This is a genomic window from Agromyces italicus DSM 16388 (assembly GCF_000421545.1).
GTDB lineage: Bacteria > Actinomycetota > Actinomycetes > Actinomycetales > Microbacteriaceae > Agromyces > Agromyces italicus.
This window is the reverse complement of the sequence record NZ_ATXF01000005.1, coordinates 368,286-387,723: the sequence shown is the minus strand read 5'-3', so window position 1 is coordinate 387,723 and position 19,438 is coordinate 368,286. Positions and strand designations below refer to the sequence as shown.

11 protein-coding genes are annotated in these 19,438 nt (G+C 70.3%); 4 read left to right on the top strand and 7 right to left on the bottom strand.

Features of this window, described 5'->3' with window-relative positions; genetic code table 11:
* Position 1: 1 nt before the first annotated feature.
* Positions 2-9,460: a DUF5979 domain-containing protein gene (locus tag H516_RS0106120; RefSeq protein WP_157432162.1), complete on the top strand. Its 9,459-nt coding sequence runs from the start codon at positions 2-4 to the stop codon at positions 9,458-9,460.
* Between the two features lie 93 nt (positions 9,461-9,553).
* On the opposite strand, the gene H516_RS0106115 is transcribed toward H516_RS0106120, so the two are convergent.
* Positions 9,554-9,772, bottom strand: coding sequence for an antitoxin (locus H516_RS0106115; RefSeq protein ID WP_022888837.1), 219 nt, complete (start codon positions 9,770-9,772; stop codon positions 9,554-9,556).
* Positions 9,773-9,894: 122 nt separating this feature from the next.
* Between H516_RS0106115 and H516_RS0106110 the strand changes: the two genes are divergently transcribed.
* Positions 9,895-10,530 carry a GNAT family N-acetyltransferase gene (locus H516_RS0106110; RefSeq protein WP_022888836.1) on the top strand — a complete coding sequence of 212 codons (636 nt, stop codon included), beginning with the start codon at positions 9,895-9,897 and terminating at the stop codon, positions 10,528-10,530.
* A 112-nt stretch (positions 10,531-10,642) separates the two neighbouring features.
* Here the strand turns inward: H516_RS0106110 and H516_RS0106105 are convergent, their stop codons facing one another.
* From H516_RS0106105 to H516_RS0106080, 6 genes are all read right to left on the bottom strand, one after another.
* On the bottom strand, positions 10,643-11,383 hold the full coding sequence (locus tag H516_RS0106105) for a sulfite exporter TauE/SafE family protein (RefSeq protein WP_022888835.1): 741 nt from the start codon (positions 11,381-11,383) through the stop codon (positions 10,643-10,645).
* Positions 11,384-11,424: 41 nt separating this feature from the next.
* Positions 11,425-13,383, bottom strand: a complete 1,959-nt coding sequence (locus H516_RS0106100) for an MSCRAMM family protein (RefSeq protein WP_022888834.1) — start codon at positions 13,381-13,383, stop codon at positions 11,425-11,427.
* A 61-nt stretch (positions 13,384-13,444) separates the two neighbouring features.
* On the bottom strand, positions 13,445-14,911 hold the full coding sequence (locus H516_RS0106095) for a sodium/solute symporter (protein WP_022888833.1): 1,467 nt from the start codon (positions 14,909-14,911) through the stop codon (positions 13,445-13,447).
* A complete protein-coding gene (locus H516_RS0106090) occupies positions 14,908-15,285 on the bottom strand; it encodes a DUF485 domain-containing protein (protein WP_022888832.1) in 378 nt (125 codons plus the stop codon). Before H516_RS0106090 ends, H516_RS0106095 begins: the two co-directional genes overlap by 4 nt.
* Positions 15,282-16,028 (bottom strand): LytR/AlgR family response regulator transcription factor, encoded by a 747-nt coding sequence (locus H516_RS0106085; protein WP_022888831.1) that lies wholly within the window; start codon positions 16,026-16,028, stop codon positions 15,282-15,284. The genes H516_RS0106090 and H516_RS0106085 overlap by 4 nt, the downstream gene beginning before the upstream one ends.
* Positions 16,025-17,215, bottom strand: coding sequence for a sensor histidine kinase (locus H516_RS0106080; protein WP_022888830.1), 1,191 nt, complete (start codon positions 17,213-17,215; stop codon positions 16,025-16,027). The genes H516_RS0106085 and H516_RS0106080 overlap by 4 nt, the downstream gene beginning before the upstream one ends.
* 209 nt (positions 17,216-17,424) lie before the next feature.
* Between H516_RS0106080 and H516_RS0106075 the strand changes: the two genes are divergently transcribed.
* Together H516_RS0106075 and H516_RS0106070 are read left to right on the top strand one after the other, a co-directional pair.
* Positions 17,425-17,796 carry a DUF485 domain-containing protein gene (locus H516_RS0106075; RefSeq protein WP_022888829.1) on the top strand — a complete coding sequence of 124 codons (372 nt, stop codon included), beginning with the start codon at positions 17,425-17,427 and terminating at the stop codon, positions 17,794-17,796.
* Positions 17,793-19,424: a solute symporter family protein gene (locus H516_RS0106070; RefSeq protein ID WP_022888828.1), complete on the top strand. Its 1,632-nt coding sequence runs from the start codon at positions 17,793-17,795 to the stop codon at positions 19,422-19,424. Before H516_RS0106075 ends, H516_RS0106070 begins: the two co-directional genes overlap by 4 nt.
* Positions 19,425-19,438: the final 14 nt, after the last annotated feature.

The window sequence follows — 19,438 nt, the reverse complement described above, 5'->3', positions numbered from 1 at the left end:
GATGTCGCTGGTTCGTCGCACACTCGCTGGAGTCGCCGCGGTATTGATGGCGGTCGGGTTGGCGGCACCAGCCGCGGCGCCCGCCTTCGCGGCCGAAGACGATGCCGTCTTCATCCTCGAGAAGTCGGTCGACCCGAACACCTCGCCGTACGACCCCGGCGAACAGTTCAGCTACACGATCGAACTCACCTGCAACAGCAACCTCGTCGACACCTGCATCAACGCCGAACTCGCCGACACGCTGCCCGAGCCACTGATCTTCGACCCGAGCGTCGACCCCGCGGTCTCGGTCTCGGGCGGCGGCGACTCGACGGTCGCGATCGACGGCACGAGCTTCACCGTCGACTTCACGACCACCGGGTCGGCCGGCACCGGGCAGCCCGCGGGCACGAAGGCCACCATCACGGTCTTCGTGCAGATCCCCGACGACATCAGCGCCGATTACAACGGCGTCGACGTGACGAACACCGCGACGGTCAGCGGCGACAACGCACTTCCTCAAACCGCCAGCGAGACCATCACGATCGAAGTGCCGGAGGTGCTCGACTCGACCGTCACGAAGTCGGTCGACGACCACCAGCCCGACGGCACCCCCGGCGTGCCCGCGCTGCCCGACCAGCCGGTCGACTACTCGATCGGCGGCGGCAACGCCTCGAACCGATCGGTCGACGAGATCGTCGTGCAAGACCCCGCAGACGGCGTCGCGAGCCCGTTCGACAGCTACTTCGATTTCACCGGGATCACCTCGATCACCCCGCCCGCGGGCGCCGACCAGGTCGAGATCGAGTGGGTCGACGCCGACGGCAACTGGACCTCGGCGTACGGACCGGGCCCCATTCCCGCCGACCCCTCCGGCATTCCGGCTGGCGTCCCCCAGGAGGACGTGAAGGGCCTGAGATTCACGTTCAGCTCCTCGACGGGCGACCAACTGCCGCCGTCGGGCGACGAACCGGCCGAGATCGGCATCGGCGCCGAGACCAACGGCGAGGTCCTCGACATTCCCATCGAAGAGTCGGTGACGGTGCCCAACACGGCGTCGTCGAACATCGTCGTGCACGACACCCCGAGCACCCCGAAGACTGCACCGGGCGACGTGGTCATCTCGAACACCGGTCCGTTCGTCGAGGTGACGAAGGAGTTCGCCGACCCGAACCTGCTGGCCGGCGAGCAGACTACGGCGACGATCGTCGCGACGAACGGGTTCCGCCCCGTGACCGAGATGGTCATCCAGGAGCCGACCCCAGACCAGCCCGACCTCGCCGACCAGGGCCTCACTTTCGTGGGCTTCACGGACGGCGTCGTCTGGCCGCCGAACGCGACCGACGCGTCGATCGAGTACGTCTACGCCGACGGCGAGACCGAGACGCTCACGGCCGACACCCCGAACACCCTTCCCGACCCCACCCTCGAAGACGCGAGCGAGGTCGTCGGCTTCACGGTGACGTTCACCGGACCGATCATCCAGAACGGCGCGGCGACCCTTCCGTTCACGGTCGAGGCGCAGGCCGTCGAGGGCGAAGATGTCACGAGCACCAACGAGACGACCTCGATCGTCACCGACGAGACCGGCAAGACCGGTACCGACACCGCGAGCGACGACGTCACCCGGCAGCCGGGGCGCGTCTCGACGACGATCGAGAAGAACATCGCCCGCGACTCGCAATGGGCGGTGCCCGGTTCGACGACCGACGTGAGCTTCCTCGCCCAGGTCAACGACGAGGGCCCCAACGCCTCGACCATCGGCTCCGACGTGCTCGTCGTGAGCGACCCGGCCGACCCGCAGGCCGGCACGGTCGACCCGTTCTGGAACACGTTCGACCTCAGCCAGGTCGTGGCGGGTGTGCCGGCCGATGCCGACCTGCAGGTGAACTACTGGGACGGCGACTCGTGGGAGCCGTTGCCGGGCGGTCAGCTCGACGGCGAGGGCACCCTCGTGCTCGCAGTGCCGGGCGGCACCGCGCCCGTCACGCAGGACCAGATCCAGGGCATCCAGTTCGTCTACACGCCGAAGGAGGGCGAGCAGCTGCCGCCCGGCTTCCAGGTCGCTCCGTCGATCAGGGTCGAGACGCGCGACCAGTTCCGCGACGGTTCCGGTTCGGTGGCGGAGGCGGCTGCTGAGGCCGACCCGCTGACGGTGCCGAACGAGGCGCGTTCCGATGTCGACAACCCCGATGACGTGACGCCCGACGACAACACCGCGACCGACGACGACGCGATCGACCTCAACCCGATCGACGGCGACGGCCCCGGCCCAGATCTCTTCGAGAAGCACTGGATCGTCGATGCGGCCGACCCGCTCTTCGCGTTCAGCGGTGACCAGCGCACCGCGCGCATCTCGTGGTCGACCGAGGGCGTGCCGTTCGACACCGTCGCGATCACCGATGACTCGACCGCCGGCCCCGACTACGACGACGCCGCGATCGCGAGCTCGGCGTTCGACGCGTGGAACCTCGTCGAGATCGCGCCGATCGATGCGAGCGTCGATGCCTCGATGCAGTTCGACCGGGTGTCGAAGGTCGAGCTGTTCGAGTTCGACGACGTCGCCGGAACGGGCGAGTGGGTCGACATCACCACCACGGTATGCGGCGACGGCACCGCCTGCGACGGGGCGTTCCCCGGCTACGTGCTCGACGCGGGGGAGGCGGCCTCGACCCGTGCCGTGCGGCTCACCTACGCCGAGGGCTCCCATCGCGGGGGCGGCTCGGGGCCCGCGCCGGGCTCGGGCGTCGCAGCCTCGTACGATCACGACCGCGACCTCGACCTCGTCTTCGAGCTGCGTGACTTCAAGCGCAGCGACGGCGGCGCGGTCACGGGTACCCTCCACGACGAGACGTTCAACAGCGGCCAGGCCGGCGTCGTGAACAACACCGCCGAGATCGACGGTGAGGGCTCGACCGACATCACCCAGACCGACAACGACCTGATCACGATCCTCGACTCGCTGGTCAACACCTCGGTCACGAAGAGCTTCGACCAAGACGAGCTGCCGATCCCGCCGGCGACGACACCGGCCGCCGATTACCCGCTGGTGAAGGCGACGATCACCGCGAAGAACGAGACCGAGGCCTCGGTGCAGACGCTCGAGATCACCGACCCGGCTCCGGGCTCGGCGACCGACGTCTACGAGTTCTTGAACCTCTACGCCATCGACTCGATCTCGGTGCCGGCTGAGGCGACCGAGTCGACCGTCACGCTGACCCGTGAGGGCGGCGCGGTCGACGCCCCCATCTCGATCGAAGATGCGCTCGCGCTCTCGCCGACCGACCTCGCGGACGTCATCGGCATCGAGGTGCTGCACACCGACCCCGACGGGGTCTCGATTCTCACCACCGAGACGTCGAGCGTCGTGCTCACCTACCAGTCACGCGCGACGCAGCGCACCTCGGGCGCCCCGGTCACGACCGCCGACACCGCGACGAACGTTGCGGGGAGTGAGGTCACCCGCCCCGGCGGCGATCCCGACCTCGACGTCGCCGACGCGACCGCGACCGACACGGTTGGTTTCGCCGACGCCCAGTACGGCGTCGAGGCGATGAAGGACATCGAGACGCCGTCGACCTCGGCCGACCCGAACAACCGGGTCGAGAACGAGCCGCGCGAGGGCTACACGGTCACGCTGACCGGCCAGCCGACCGGCAACGTCCGCACGACGGTGCTCACCATCACCGACGACGACCCCACCTTCTGGAACCAGTTCGAGTTCGCGTCGTTCCCCCAGGCGACCCTGCCGACTCCGGTCCGCCAGGTGCGGGTCTCTGCACTCACCGGCGTCGACTACGCCTTCGACGGCGGCACGAACGTGCTGAGCCAGAGCTGCGACGGCTCCGACGACCTGACCGATTGCTGGAGCGTCGGCGAGTGGCAGGATGCCGATTCGAGCGGTCTCGTCGACCCCGCTCTGCCGTCGGGCGTCGCCGAGGGCGACGTGCTGGGACTCCGGTTCGAGTTCCGCGTCGACGACGACGAATCGAACTGGGAGAACCCGATCAACCCGGTCGTGCCGATCGCCTTCACGGCGAACCAGCTCGTCGACCTCCGATACGGGCCGAACGGCGAGACCGATGTTCCGGTGCCGACGACGCAGCCGGGCATCGACGTGCCGGTCGCTCCTGGTGAGACCGCACCCGGCACCACGACCGACGTGGTCGACGTGCACGGCGAAGGTTCCTGGGCCGACGGCGAGACCAACTTCACAGCCGACGACGACGCAACCGACTCGACGGTGCTCGAGCACCTCTCGAACGGCATCAAGGTCGTGAAGACGCCCGGCAACGGCCAAGACGGCTCCGCCTCGCAGAAGTTCCCGCCGTCGGGCGGCATCCCGTACAAGATGACGATCACGAACACGGGCGAGTGGCCGATCACGGGGCTCGAGCTCACCGACCAGGTGGCGACCGACGCGAGCGGATCGCTGCTGATTCCTCGCCCCAATGTCGACCCGACGTTCTCGTTCACGCTGACCGCGAGTGACGGCACCGTGCTGGACGCCTCCGGCTTCGCCGGCGAGCTCGACACGACGACGGGGCTTGTCACCATCACCGTGCCCGACGGGTTCGTGTTCGAACCGGGCGACGTGCTCGTGATCAGCGCTGCGCTGCAGTTCCGCCCGGGGCTCGCACCGGGCACGCCCGTCGGCAACACGATCACGGCGACGAGCGACCGCACCTTCGACACCTGCGACTCGTCGAGCCTCGGCACGATCACGAACCCGCAGGAGGCGAACGTCGAAGACTGCGCCGCGAACACCACGGTGAGCCCGAGCGCGGCCGCACCGATCACCCTTGTCAAGGGCGTGAAGGGAGCGGCGGCGGGCGTGCCCGGCGCCGCGCCCGACGACCCGAACTACGATGACCTCGGCGTGCTGAGCACCACGGGCGACCCCGCGTTCTGCGCCGAGCCGAACTCGGTCATCCCCGGCTTCTACCGCAACGAGTGCGTGCCGATCACACGGCCGGGCGGAGTCGAGAGGTGGGCCATCCAGTTCACCAACCTCGGCAACGTGCCCGCGCGGTCGATCGCGGGCATCGACGTGCTCCCCGCCGTCGGCGACACCGGCGTCACGGTCGGCACGAACCGCGGGTCGCAGTGGTCGCCGATCTTCCTCGGCAATGTGTTGCCCGGCGGCGACCTGGGCTCCGGGGTGCCGACGACCTACTACATGACGAGCGTGCCGGCACTCGCCTGCAACGCGACCGACATCGAGTTCAGCGCGCGCGGCGAGGCCGTTCCCGCAGACGATCCGTGCTTCGCCGACGTGAGCACGCGCGAGTGGATCGAGTTCGACGACTCGACCCCGGTCGCCGAGCTCGCGCAGGCGAAGGCGCTCAAATCGGTTGTCGAGTGGCCTGTGGGCAGCGGCCTCCAGCCCGGCGCCACGGGAACCTTCACGTTCGACACGCAGACCCCGTACCAGGTTCCCGACGCCTACGACGGCGGCCTGCCGATCGCGTGGAACGCGGTCGCGGCCGGCTCACGAGCCGACTTCAACGGCCAGGAGATCTACCAGGGCCCGGTCGAGCCCGTGCGCTCAGGCGTCGCCGTACCGACGGGTGAGATCGCCCTCCAGAAGGAGGTCGTGACCCCCGACGGATGGACGGCACCGCTGCCCGATGCGTACGACTTCGGGGTGCAGTGCATGTCGGGCGGCGAAGAGGTCGCGCTCGTCGATGCGGGCGGTGCCGGTCCGACTCCCGTGACGGTGCCGGCTGACGGCACAGTCGTGCCGTTCGGTGAGGGCACGAACCTGCCGATGTACTCCGACTGCACGGTTCAGGAGGTTCCGTCGCAGGGCTCGACGGTCACGTACGACCCCGCCGGGGCCGACGAGACGACCTCGGGCGAGGTGACCGCGCGGCGCGACCTCACCGAGAACGCCGCCGTCCACCACCCCGCGCCCGATGAGGGCGAACTCGAACAGGTGACCGTGACGAACACCTACGAGCTCGGCGGCTTCTCGGTCGAGAAGACGGTCGTCGACGGTGGCGCCGTCGACCAGAACGGCGACCCGATCGCGTACGACCCCGAGTTCGCGTTCACCGCGAGCTGCACCTTCCTCGGCGAAGAGGTCGTGCCCGAGGCCGACCGCACGTTCACGCTGCCCGACGGCGGCGAGAAGGTGTTCGATGATCTGCCCGTCGGCGCCGACTGCACGGTCATCGAGACCGACGCGGGCGGAGCGACCTCGACCGAGATCGTCGTCACCGAGAACGGCGTCGCCGGCGAGCCGACGACCGACCACCGTGCCGAGTTCACCGTGCTGCCCGACGATGAGAACGAGCAGCATGTCACTGCGGTGGCCGTGACGAACACCTACACGGTGGGCTCGATCGCGATCGAGAAGAGCGTCACCGGCGCCGGCGCCGAGGACTGGGCGGCCGACTCGTTCGAGGTGCAGCTCACCTGCGAATGGGACCAGGCCACCACGAACCCGGTGTACGACGAGACGCACACCATCGCCGACGGCGAGGTCTGGACGGTCGACAACCTGCCGACCGGCGCCGAGTGCACGGTGACCGAGCCCGACGACGGAGGCGCCACCCAGGTGCTCATCACCCCGACTCAGCCCGTCGTGATCGGTGTCGACGGCGACGAGGACGACCCGATCGAGGTCACCGTCACGAACGACTACCGCGTCGGAGGATTCGACATCGAGAAGACGGTGTCGGGCCCCGGCACGGGATTCAGCGACGACGTCGACTTCGAGTTCGCGTACGTCTGCACCTACGAGGGCGAGACCGTCGGCGAGGGCACCCTCACGATCACGGGTGACGGTACGGCGGGCCCGCTCACGAGCGATCTCGTCACCGGGCTTCCCGTGCGCACCGAGTGCACCGTCACCGAGACCGACGCGGGCGGCGCCGACGCGCTGCCCGACCCGGTCGACGTGACGATCCCCGATGAGATCGACGGCGTCGCCCAGGTGGTGACGGCCGAGCTCGACAACCACTTCTCGGCCGGCACGGTCGCGGTGACGAAGGAGCTCGCCGGCGAGGCATCCGAGAACCCCGACTTCGCCGAGCCGATCGCCGACGCCACCTACACGGTGCACGTGACCTGCTCGCTCGCCGACGGCGGCGACCCGCTGTTCGACGGCGACGTCGAGGTGACCGGCGACGGCGAGGCCGTCACGGTCACCGACCCGGCGACGGGCGACCCCCTGCTGCTGCCGATCGGCACGCACTGCTGGGGCGAGGAGACCGACGACGCCGGCGCGACCGATTCGAGCGTCGACTTCGATTCGTTCGACAACGCGGTGATCGTGGTCGCCGACGAGGGCGGCGAGGTGCAGGAGCTCGCGATCGCGGCGACGAACACGTTCGACCTCGCCGACCTCGTGATCGAGAAGGTGCTCGACGGCGACGCGGCCGAGTTCGCCGAGGACAAGACCTTCGAGATCCTCGTCACCTGCACGCTCGACCGCGGGCCGGCGAACGACCCGATCGTGAGCTACGACCAGGAGCCGGTCGAACTTCAGGGCGGCGAGCAGGCGACGCTCGCCGACATCCCGATCGGATCCGACTGCTACGCCGAGGAGCCCGACGGTCAGGGCGCGTGGAGCATCGAGATCAGCGCCACGGCCGATGACCCGGTGGTCGTCGACGGCGGCGAGACGCCCATCACGATCACGGTGACGAACGTGTTCCCCGCAGCCGGGTTCACCGTCACGAAGTCGGTCGACAACGGCGGTGCCGAGAACGAGAGCGGCGAGCCGATCGAGTACGAGTCGATCTACCGCTTCGCCGCCGAGTGCGTGTTCGAGGGCGAGACGGTGCTCGACGAGGAGTTCGAGCTGAGCGACGGTGAGGAGCAGAGCTACACCGGCCTGCCCGCGGGCGCCGACTGCACGGTCGAGGAGACCGAGCAGCGCGACGCCGCCTCGACGACGATCGTCGTGACGCACAACGGCGTCGACGACGACCTCGGCGAGGCGACGAGTGCCGAGTTCACGCTGCAGCCCGATGTCGACGACGAGGTCGTGAACATCGTCGCGGTCACCAACCACTACACGATCGGTTCGGCCGAGATCGTCAAGGCGGTCACCGGCACGGGTGCGGATGCCTGGGGCGGGACGTTCGGCGACTTCGAGGTCGAGCTCGTCTGCACCCTGCCGGCAGCCGACCCCGACACCGTCTTCGACGACACCCACACGCTCACGAAGGATGCCCCGGGCGATGTCTGGCTCGTCGAGAACCTGCCGACCGGCGCCGAGTGCCGCGTGACCGAGCTCGACAAGGGCGGTGCGACCGAGTCGACGGTGGATCCGGAGACGTTCGTCGTCGGCGACGACTCGGCTGAGGGTGCCGAGCCCGTCCAGGTCGACATCGTGAACGACTTCCGCACGGGCGCGCTCGACGTGCTGAAGCACGTCGCCGGTCCCGGCGCACCGGCATTCTCCGAGGGCGAGTACGACTTCCAGGTCGTGTGCACCTATGAGGGCGAGACGGTCGTCGATCAGGAGCTCGTCGTGGTCAGCGACGGCGGCGAAGGTCCGTTCCGCAGTGAGACGATCACGGGTATCCCGGTCGGCGCCGAGTGCGTCGTGACCGAGACCGACCCGGGCCACGCCGACGAACCGGCGGCGCCGGTCACGGTGACCATCCCCGATCAGGCCGAGGAAGGCGTCGAGACCGTCGTCACCGCCGGCTTCGTCAACGAGTTCTCGCTCGGCACCGTCGAGCTGACGAAGCAGGTCGACGGCGAGGCGGCCGACGCCGAGTGGGTGACCGACGCGGTGTTCACCGTGCAGGTGACCTGCCAAGTCGAGGTCGAAGGTGAACTCGTGACGCTCTACGACGCACCGGTCGAGCTCACCGGCGGTGAGACGGTCGAGATCGTCGACGCCGAGGGCGTCGCGGTGCAGTTGCCGCTCGGCACGCACTGCTTCGGCGTCGAGACCGACGCCGCCGGCGCGACCGCTTCGACGGTCGACTTCGACTCGTACGAGAACGCGGCGATCGTCGTCGAGGCGCCGCAGGCGCAGCGCTTGACGCTCACCGCGACGAACACCTTCGAGTACGGCACCCTCGTGCTCGAGAAGACGGTGTCGGGTGCGACGGCGGAGGCCGACGGCAAGACGTTCGAGATCGAGTTGACCTGCACGCTCGACCGTGGCGGCAACGAGCCCTTCACGGTGCTCGACGCCGAGTCGGTCACGATCACCGCGGGCGAGACGGTCGAGTTCGACGAACTGCCCGTCGGCGCCGAGTGCTGGGCCGAAGAGACCGACGCGGGCGGCGCGGTCGAGGTGACGGTGAGCGCCACGGCGGCGAACCCGGTCGTCGTCGGCCAGGACGCCGATGTCACGATCACGGTCGACAACCGCTTCGACCCGCCGATCGCCGAGACCGGCGTCGACGGCGATGCGCTCGCGGCGCGACTCACCTGGGCGCTGCTGCTCATCGGCGGCGGTCTCGCCGTGATCGCGGTCCTCGCCGTTCGACGCCGACGCCGGGAGGTGTGATGACGGAGGCCGGAGCGGACGCCGGACGGCCCGCTCCGGCCTGACATGACGAAGGGGGGATGCCACCGGCATCCCCCCTTCGTCATGACGCGGCTACTCGTTGCCGATGGCCCCATCGGCCGCTTCGCGCGCACCGTCGATGTGCTCGTCGAACTTGCCGCCGGTGACCTTCTTCGCGAGGTCGGCGACGCTGTCGAGCACGTTGTCGCTCACGCCCTCGGCCTGCTCGCTCTTCAGCGCGTCGCCGATCTTGTCTTTGTTCTCTTCGATGAAGTCCTGTGCGGCCTTCGTGACATCGTCGATGGAACCCATCGCCCCCACCTTCCGTTCGATTTGGTCGTGCTCTCGTATCGTGGCACGCACTCGCCTCCGAGGGAAGACCCGGACCCGTATCGGGCGTGTGCGATCCGCCCGCTCGTGGCAGACTCGATCGGGTGACCGCCACCGTGCCCGAGCCGGGCGAACTCCGCGGGCGCTTCGTGCGCCTCACCCCGCTCGCCGAGAGCGACCTCCCCGAGCTGCACGAGGCGCTCGCCCGGCCAGAGGTCTTCGCCGGGGGCTTCGGCGGAGGCTCGGCCGGTCGGCCGGAGGGGCGGGCCGCGTTCGACCGTTGGGCGCGCGCGTACTACTTCGGTCGCGGTGGCGACACCGCCCGGCCCTTCTCCGTGCGTATCGTGGGCGGCCCCGACGACGACCGGGTCGTCGGTGCGACGAAACTCGGTGACTTCGACCCGGCCAATGAGTCGACGCACATCGGCTGGACGGGGTACCACCCTGCGGTCTGGGGCACTGCGGTGAATCCCGAGACGAAGCTGCTGCTGCTCTCGCTCGCCTTCGACCACGGGTTCGGGCGGGTGAAGATCCAGGCCGACGCCGCGAATGCGCGCTCGCGGGGGGCGATCGAGAAGCTCGGGGCGAAGCTCGACGGGGTGATGCGCCGTGACAAGCGCCGGGCCGACGGCACCTGGCGCGACAGCGCCGTCTACTCGGTCATCGTCGACGAGTGGCCCGAGGTGCGGGCCGGGCTCGAGGCGCGGCTGGACCGTTTCGCCCGTGACGGGCGCCCGTAGCTCGGCACCTTCGGCCACGACCCCCGTTTCCGCGCGTGAATCCCGCTTCCGCGTGTGAACTCCGTTCGTGTCGGGTTCAGTCGCAGAAATCCGATTCAGAGCGGGCGGGATCTCACGACAACAGGTCCAGCGCGCCGTCGATGAGGGCGGCGGTGCCGCCGAGGTAGGCGATGACGATGACCGCGATCCGGGCGGTACGGTGACCGACCCGCGGGGCGAGCCACTCACCGGCGACGAGTCCGACGAGCAGGGCCCCGACGATGAACGGCCAGGCGCCGGGGTCGAGCGCGGGCCACGCCCAGCCCGTCGCCGCGAGCTTGCCGGTGAGGGCGGCGGCACCGATCGCGATGAAGTACGCCTGCGCGGTCGCCGCGAACGCCGTCTGCGGCCAGCGGGTCGCGACGGCGTAGACGCTGAGCGCCGGGCCGCCGACACCGGCCGAGGCGTTCATGAAGCCCGACGCGGTGCCGGCGACGATCGCGGGGGTCGGGCCGCTCGCCGCCTGCGCGGTGCGGGTGACCAGGAGCGTCACCGTGAGCGCGACGATCACGAGCACGCCGACGCCGAGCTGGAGCGCCGGTCCGGGCACCACGGTCGCGACGAGGGCGCCGGCGACCGTGCCCACGAGGGCCGGCACGACGAGCCAGGCGAAGCGCCGCCACTCGACGTCGCGCCAGACCCGCGGCAGGATCAGCATCGACGACAGCACCGCGCAGAGATTCACGACGATGACGCCGTCGAACGGACCGAGCAGCACCACGAGCGCGGGTGAGGCGATGAGTGCGAAGCCCATGCCGGTGACCCGCTGCGCCGCCGCGCCCACGAACACGGAGAGGGCGATGGCGACGAGCACCGAGACAGCCTACCCGGCGGGTGCCGCCGGCTCGGCGAGGCTCAGCGCGTGCGCCGCCGGCCGCCTCGCGCGAACGCGACGGCCCCGAGGCCGACGCCGAGCGCCAGGACTCCGGCGATCGCGGGGGCGGCGGCCGAGACGCCGGTCGCCGGCAGTGCGCCGCTCGGAGTCGAGCCGCCGTCACCGGGCGACGGCGAGGGCGAGGGCGTCGGCGTCGGCGAGGGCGACGGGGTCGGGGCGACCACCGGGGCGAGGACGAAGTCCTGCTCGGTGAACACCTCGCCGGCTGCGGTGATCGTCACGGTGCGGGTCACCTCGCCCGAGGCCGTGTAGCCCTGGGGCACCTCGATCGTCACCGTGTACGTTCCGGGCGGCAGGTCGCCGAGCGAGTATTCGCCCGCGCCGCCGGTCGGGAGTTCGACCGGGCCGTCGGGGCCCTCGACGGTCACGACGACGCCGCCGATCGGGGCACCATCGGTGTCGGAGACGACCCCCTCGATGGCGCCCGTGCGGGCCAACTCGAAGTCGACGTTCTCGAGGTCAGCGCCGGCGACCGTCTCGGTGCGGGTCGGCGTGCCGACGACGAGGTAGCCGTCGGGGGTGGTCATGGTGATCTCGTACACGCCGGGGGGAAGGGTCGGGAAGGTGTAGTCGCCCGCGGCGTTCGTCACCGCGGAGACGGTGCCGTCGGGACCGGCCGCGGTGACCGTGACGCCGGCGACGCCGACACCCGCGGCAGTCACGGTGCCGGAGAGGCTCGGCAGGGCGTCCACCACGAAGTCGATTCCCGTGATCGGGGTCTCACTGTTCTCGGGCACTGTGAACGGCGGCGGACTCGTCGTGAGCGTGTAGCCGTCGGGGGTGGTGATCGTGGCCGTGTGGGTGCCGGCGGGAACCGTGTCGAACCGGTATTCGCCGTTCGAGTCGGTCGTCGTCGTACGCCCGTCGATCGTGACGTCGACCCCCGGCACCGGGTCGCCGGCATCGTCGGTGACGCGGCCCGAGACGGCGACGGGCACGATGTCGCGCACGCTGAAGTCGACCACGGCGTCGGCGTCAGCGAGGTCGGCCGGCTTGCGGTTCGCCTCCGTGGCGATCTTGCCCGACGGCGACGTGATCTCGACCGTGTACCCGTCGGTCGCGATGAAGCCGGGGAACGAGTATCGGCCGCCGTCGGCGGTGGTGGTGTTCGCGACGACGTCGCCGTTGCGGTCGACCAGGGTGACCTCGACACCGTCGAGCGGGCCGTCGGCGACGTCGGTCACGGTGCCCGTGATGTCGCGTGCGAGGGAGGCGAACCAGGTCTGGTAGACGGGGAACCCGGCACGCCGGGTGAACACGAACGAGAGCGAGCTGATGGGCGCCGACGGTTCGAACCACGCGGCCGAACCGCTGGTGTCGGCCGCGGCCGCGTTGCCGGTCAACGTGAGCGTCGTGGCATCCCAGCTCGGAACGTCGCTCGCGTCGCCCGTACATACGGGCTTGCCGACGATGCCGGGGGCGCAGTAGTTGAAGCCGCCCCGGAACCCGAGTTCGGCGGACGTCAGGGCGACGCCGTCTGCGCCGATCGCATGGATTCGCACCTGGTCGGCGTCGATGTCGCCGAGCACGAAGGTCCAGCCCGACGGCGGCGTGGGTGTCGCGAAGGAATAGCTCGTCGTCGAGGGGGATGCCGCGTTGTCGGCCTTCGGACGGAGATTGAGGTACTGCTGCCCCGAACTCGAACCGTACTTCGCGCCGACGGCCGTGCCTTCGGCGAGCCAGTTCGACGCACCCGAGATCACGCCCACCTGGCCCGAACGCGAGTTGCTCGTGATGTCGGCGGTGAGCGCCGGCTGCCCCGCGAGGGTCACGGCGGAGGTGAAGGCGCCGCTCGTACCGGTCAGTGGCGTCCATGCCGCCCAGCTCGCGGTGGTCGCCGCCGAGGCGGGTGAGGCGACCACGAGTGCGGTGAGTGCGGCGAGCGCGACGATGGCGAATGAATGAGTCCCCCGAATCATGGGCGCAAGCGTACCCGACACAGGCGGTCGGTGGAACCGTGGGTGAGGGTACGGCCTTCGCTCAGTTGCGCTCGGGCACGTGCAACCGGGTGAGGTAGGCCTCGGTGCCGGGCGGAGCGCCGCGGCGGTCGAATCGCGAGGCGACGACCGTGACGAGCATCGCAATGGGCGCGGTCCACGCCGCCGGCTGCTCCAGGAACGGACGCAGGCCGGGCGCCGCCGCGCCGAGCGCGCCGCCGCCGAGGATCGCCGCCGCCGACAGCACCGCCCCGGTGAGCATGCCCGAGATCGCGCCGCGCGCGGTCAGCCCGCGCCACCAGATGCCGAGGATGAGCATCGGGCAGAGCGTCGACGCCGTGAACGCGAACACGAGCCCGACACTGCCGGCGAGCCCGGCCGACTCGGTGGCGAGCGCGACGACGAGCGGTACGACGGTCGACACGATGGCGGCGATGCGGAAGCCGCGCACGCTGCCGCCCAGCAGATCCTGGCTGATGACGCCCGCGAGCGAGACGACGAGCCCCGAGGAGGTCGAGAGGAACGCGGCGAACGCACCGGCGATCACGAGGGCCGTCAGGAGATCGCCGAGCGGGCCCGGCACCAGACGATCGGGCAGCAGCAGGATGAGCGCGTCGGCGTCGCCCGGTGCCGCGAGGTCGGGCGCGAAGGCACGGCCGAGGAAGCCGAACACGGTCGGGAAGAGGTAGAAGACGCTGAGCAGCACGAGCACGATGACCGTCGTACGCCGCGCCGCGGCCCCGTCGGGGTTCGTGTAGAAGCGCACCAGCACGTGAGGGAGCCCGAGCGTGCCGAAGAGCAGGGCGACCATGAGCGAGACGGTGCGGTACACGTCGAGGTCGCCGGGGCCCGCCGCGGGCGGAAACGCCGCGACCGGCGGCAGCTCGGCCGTGGCATCCCCAGCGCCGACGACGAGCAGCAGCGCGACCACCGGCACCGCGAGCGCGGTGAGCTTGAGCCAGAACTGGAACGCCTGCACGAAGGTGATCGCGCGCATGCCGCCCGCGGCGACGACGACGGCCACGATGACCGCGACCGCGAGCGAGCCGGCCCACGACGGCAGCCCTGTCGTGATCCGCACCGTGAGGGCGGCCCCTTGCAGCTGCGGCACGATGTAGAACCAGCCGACCACGATCACGAGCAGGCTCGTCACCCGCCGGGCCGTCAGCGATTCGAGGCGCGCCTCGGTGAAATCGGGGATCGTGTACGCGCCGCTTCGCCGCAGCGGTGCCGCGACGAAGAGCAGCAGCATGAGATACCCGGCCGTGTAGCCGATCGGGAACCACAGCGCTGACGCTCCCGTGAGCAGGATGAGCCCCGCGATGCCGAGGAACGAGGCCGCCGAGAGGTACTCGCCGCCGATCGCGGAGGCGTTCCACCACGGGCGCACCGTGCGGCTCGCGACGTAGAAGTCGCTCGTCGTGCGCGAGACCCGCAGGCCGTAGAACCCGATCACCGCCGAGACGAGCGCGACCGCGACGATCGCGATGTAGCCGATCGCCGGGTTCACGAGTCCTCCGAGAGGGCGCGGTAGCGTGCCTCGTTGCGGGATGCCGCCCGCAGATAGAGCACGCCCACCGTGATCGCGAGCGGGTAGACGCCGAAGCCGAGCAGGAGCCACGACACCGGCACGCCCACGACGAGGGTGCGATCGAGGTCGGGCACGAGGGCGATCGCGATGACGAACAGCACCGTCGCGACGATGAAGCCGGCGGCGACGGTGAGCGCCAGCCGCAGCTGCGAGCGGATGAGCGAGCGCACGTAGACGCCCTGGACGTCGTCGGGCTCGCGACGGTCGGCGCGCCCGCTCGGCGGCTCGGATGCCGCGCCCGCATCCCTACGCGGAGCGGTGACGCGCACCCGCCGCGGTTGCTCCTCGCTCACGGGCGTGCCCGCAGTTTCGCCTGCTCGAGCCGGTCGCGCAGGCCCGGCAGGAGTCGGCGGCTCACCGGCAGCTCGGCCTGGCCGACGGTCACGCTCGGGTGGTCGGCGCCGAGTCTCACGCGCCCGACGTGCGCGAGCGCGACGAGGTACGAGCGGTGCACCCGCACGAACCCGGCGTCGGCCCACTGCCGCTCGAGGTCGGCCATCGGCACGCGCACGAGGTAGCTCGCCTCCTCGGTGTGCAGCCGGGCGTAGTCGCCCTGCGCCTGCACGTAACGCACGTCGTCGCGGCGGATCATCCGCGTCGTTCCGCCGAGGGTGACCGCGATCATCTCGGGCGGTGCGGATGCCTCGAGCAGGACCCTCCCCGCAGCGCCCGACTTGATCGCCTCGACCACGCGCCCGATCGAGCGGTGCAGGCGCTCGGTGCGCACGGGCTTCAGCAGGTAGTCGACGGCTTCGAGGTCGAACGCCTCGAGCGCACCCTCCTCGTCGGCCGTGACGAACACGAGCACCGGCCGGTGCTCGAACCGGGCAAGCGCCCTGGCGAGGTCGAATCCGGTGAGGCCCGGCATGTGGATGTCGAGGAACGCCGCGTCGACCGGCTCACGGGTGAGCAGCCGGATCGCCTCGGCGCCCGACGAGGCCTGATGGATGACGCCGATGCGGGGATCCTGACCGAGCAGGAACGCCAGCTCGTCGATCGCGGGCTGCTCGTCGTCGGCGATGAGCACGGAGATCATGGGGTGATCCTCCCATCACGGCGGGGGCCCGCCTTCGGCACGCGCATGCGCACGAGGGTGCCGGCGCCGAGGTTCGTCTCGACGACGAGGCCGTACTCCTCGCCGTAGACCTGCCGGAGCCGCGCATCGACGTTGCGGAGCCCCACGTGCTCGCCGCCGGCGGGCGCACCCGCAAGCACTCCGGCGAGCACTTCGGGGTCGATGCCGACGCCGTCGTCCTCGACGCTGAGTTCGGCGTAGGCGCCCGAGTCGGCGGCCTCGATCGTGATGCGCCCGCCACCCTCCTTCGACTCGAGCCCGTGGCGCACGGCATTCTCGACGAGCGGCTGGATCGACAGGAACGGCACGACCGTCGACAGCACCTCGGGGGCGATCTGCAGCGTCACCTTGAGCCGCTCGCCGAAGCGGGCACGTTCGAGTCGCAGGTAGCTGTCGATCGAACGCAGCTCTTCGGCGACGGTCGTGAAGTCGCCGTGCCGTCGGAACGAGTACCTCGTGAAGTCGGCGAACTCGAGCACGAGCTCGCGGGCCTTCTGCGGGTCGGTGTTGATGAACGAGGCGATCGCGTTGAGCGAGTTGTAGATGAAGTGCGGGCTGATCTGGGCGCGGAGCGCACGCACCTCGGCTTCGGCGAGGGCCGCGCGCGAGGCATCCAGCTCGCCCAGCTCGACCTGCGCGGCCACCCAGTCGGCGACCTCGCCGGTCGCGCGCACGAGGCCCGCCCGAACGGGCGAGGCGAACGCGACGATCGCACCGACCGGACCGGTGCGGCCGACGATGGGCGCGGCGACCGCGTCGGTCTCCCACGCGCCGACCGGGATCCGGCGCTGCACCTGCGCACGACCGCCGGCGAGCACCTCGCCGACGAGCCGTTCGGCGAGTTGGCGCACGGCATCGTCGCCGTCGATCGCGATCGTGCCCGCACGGTCGGCGATCGCGAGACTGTCGGCGCCGAGCAGCGCGCGCAGGTGCTTGCCGGCGCGCTGCGCGTCGGGGCCGTCGATGCCGCCGCGCAGGTGCTTCGCCGCCCGTGAGGCGAGGTGCAGCGTCTGGTAGGTGGCCTGCTCGGCGTCGGTGCCGAGTTCTTTCGAGGCGAGCACGAGTCGCCGCAGGAACAGCACGAGCCCGACCGCGAGCGCCCCGCCGAGTGCGCCGAGTGCGGCGGCGAGCAGCATCGACTCGGGCATGCAGGCCAGCGTAACCGTTCACCCGCCCCCACGGTCGTCGCTCGTCGGCGCCGCTGCGCCGTTCGTCGCACCGTCGACGCCGTTCGGCGACGACGAACGGCACGGGCCCCACGCCGCCTGCGGTGCACGCCAGAGTGGGGCGCACGCAGCGCAGCGGTGGCGACCCCGCCGCCGCTCCTGAAGAACACGACCCCGATGAAGGAGACGCCATGGGCAACGACGCCCTGAGCGCGGAGAACGAGACGGCCCCGCCCGTCGACTTCCGCGCGGTGCAACAATCCCCCGAGTTCCAGCAGTTGCGTTCGAGGCACCGGAGGTTCGTCTTCCCGGTGCTCGCCGCCTGCCTGGTCTGGTATCTCGCCTACGTGCTGCTCGCGAGCTACGCGCACGACTTCATGTCGACGCCCGTCTGGGGCAACGTGAACGTCGCGATGCTGCTCGGCCTTGCGCAGGTCGTCACGACCTTCGCGGTCACCACCTGGTACGTCAGCTACGCCAACCGCCGCCTCGACCCGATCGCCGAAGAGATCCGCGACGAGATCGAGACCGCGCAGTTCGCCCCCGAGGAGGCCGCCCGATGAGCGTTTCCACCGTCCTCCGCGCCGCCGAGACCGCCCCCGCGTCGCCCGGTGAGCCGTGGCTCAACATCGCGATCTTCGGCGCCTTCGTCGCGATCACGATGATCATCGTGTTCCGTGCGAGCCGCAACAACAAGACCGCCGCCGACTACTACGCGGCAGGTCGCTCGTTCACGGGCGGGCAGAACGGCTCGGCGATCGCCGGCGACTACCTCTCGGCGGCGTCGTTCCTCGGCATCGTCGGGGCGATCGCGATCACCGGCTACGACGGGTTCCTGTACTCGATCGGCTTCCTCGTGGCGTGGCTCGTCGCGTTGCTGCTCGTCGCCGAACTGCTGCGCAACACCGGCAAGTTCACGATGGCCGACGTGCTCTCGTTCCGGTTGAAGCAGAAGCCGGTGCGCATCGCCGCCGCGACCACGACGCTCGTCGTCTGCTTCTTCTACCTGCTCGCGCAGATGGCCGGCGCCGGCGGGCTCGTCTCGCTGCTGCTCGGCGTCGGCGACCAGCTCGGGCAGGCCCTCGTCATCACCGTGGTCGGTGCACTCATGATCCTCTACGTGCTCATCGGCGGCATGAAGGGCACCACCTGGGTGCAGATCATCAAGGCGATCCTGCTGATCGCGGGCGCCGGCGTGATGACGGTCTGGGTGCTCGCGATCAACGGCTTCAACTTCTCGACCCTGCTCGAGAACGCGGTCGCGACGGCGGGCAACCCCGAGATCCTGAACCCGGGCCTGAAGTACGGCGTCTCCGACGTCTCGAAGATCGACTTCCTCTCGCTCGGCCTCGCCCTCGTGCTCGGCACCGCGGCACTGCCGCACGTGCTCATGCGCTTCTACACGGTGCCCACCGCGAAGGAGGCCCGCAAGTCGGTCGTGTGGGCGATCTGGCTCATCGGCATCTTCTACGTGTTCACGCTCGTGCTCGGCTACGGCGCGGCCGCCCTCGTGGGTGCCGACGTCATCGCCGCGGCCCCCGGCGGCGCGAACTCGGCGGCCCCGCTGCTCGCGTTCGAGCTCGGCGGCCCGCTGCTGCTCGGCCTGATCTCGGCGATCGCCTTCGCGACGATCCTCGCGGTCGTCGCCGGCCTCACGATCACGGCCGCGGCGTCGTTCGCGCACGACATCTACGCCTCGGTCGTGAAGAAGGGCAAGCCCGAGCCGGGCGCCGAGGTCAAGGTCGCGCGTCGCACCGTCGTCATCATCGGCGTCGTCGCGATCATCGGCGGCATCGGCGCGAACGGCCAGAACGTCGCCTTCCTCGTGGCGCTCGCGTTCGCGGTGGCCGCCTCGGCGAACCTGCCGACGATCGTGTACTCCCTCTTCTGGAAGCGCTTCACGACCAAGGGCGCACTCTGGAGCATGTACGGCGGTCTCGCCTCGGCGATCCTGCTCATCATCTTCTCTCCGGTGGTCTCTGGCTCCGAGACGTCGATGCTGAAGACGGAGGCGATCGACTTCGCGATCTTCCCGCTGTCGAACCCCGGAATCGTCTCGATCCCGCTGGCGTTCTTCCTCGGCTGGCTCGGCACGGTCCTGGACAAGGGCACAGAAGACCCCGCCAAGCAGTCCGAGATGGAGGTGCGCTCGCTCACCGGCGTCGGCGCCGAGAAGGCGACGCAGCACTAGGGTTCCGGCGGCGG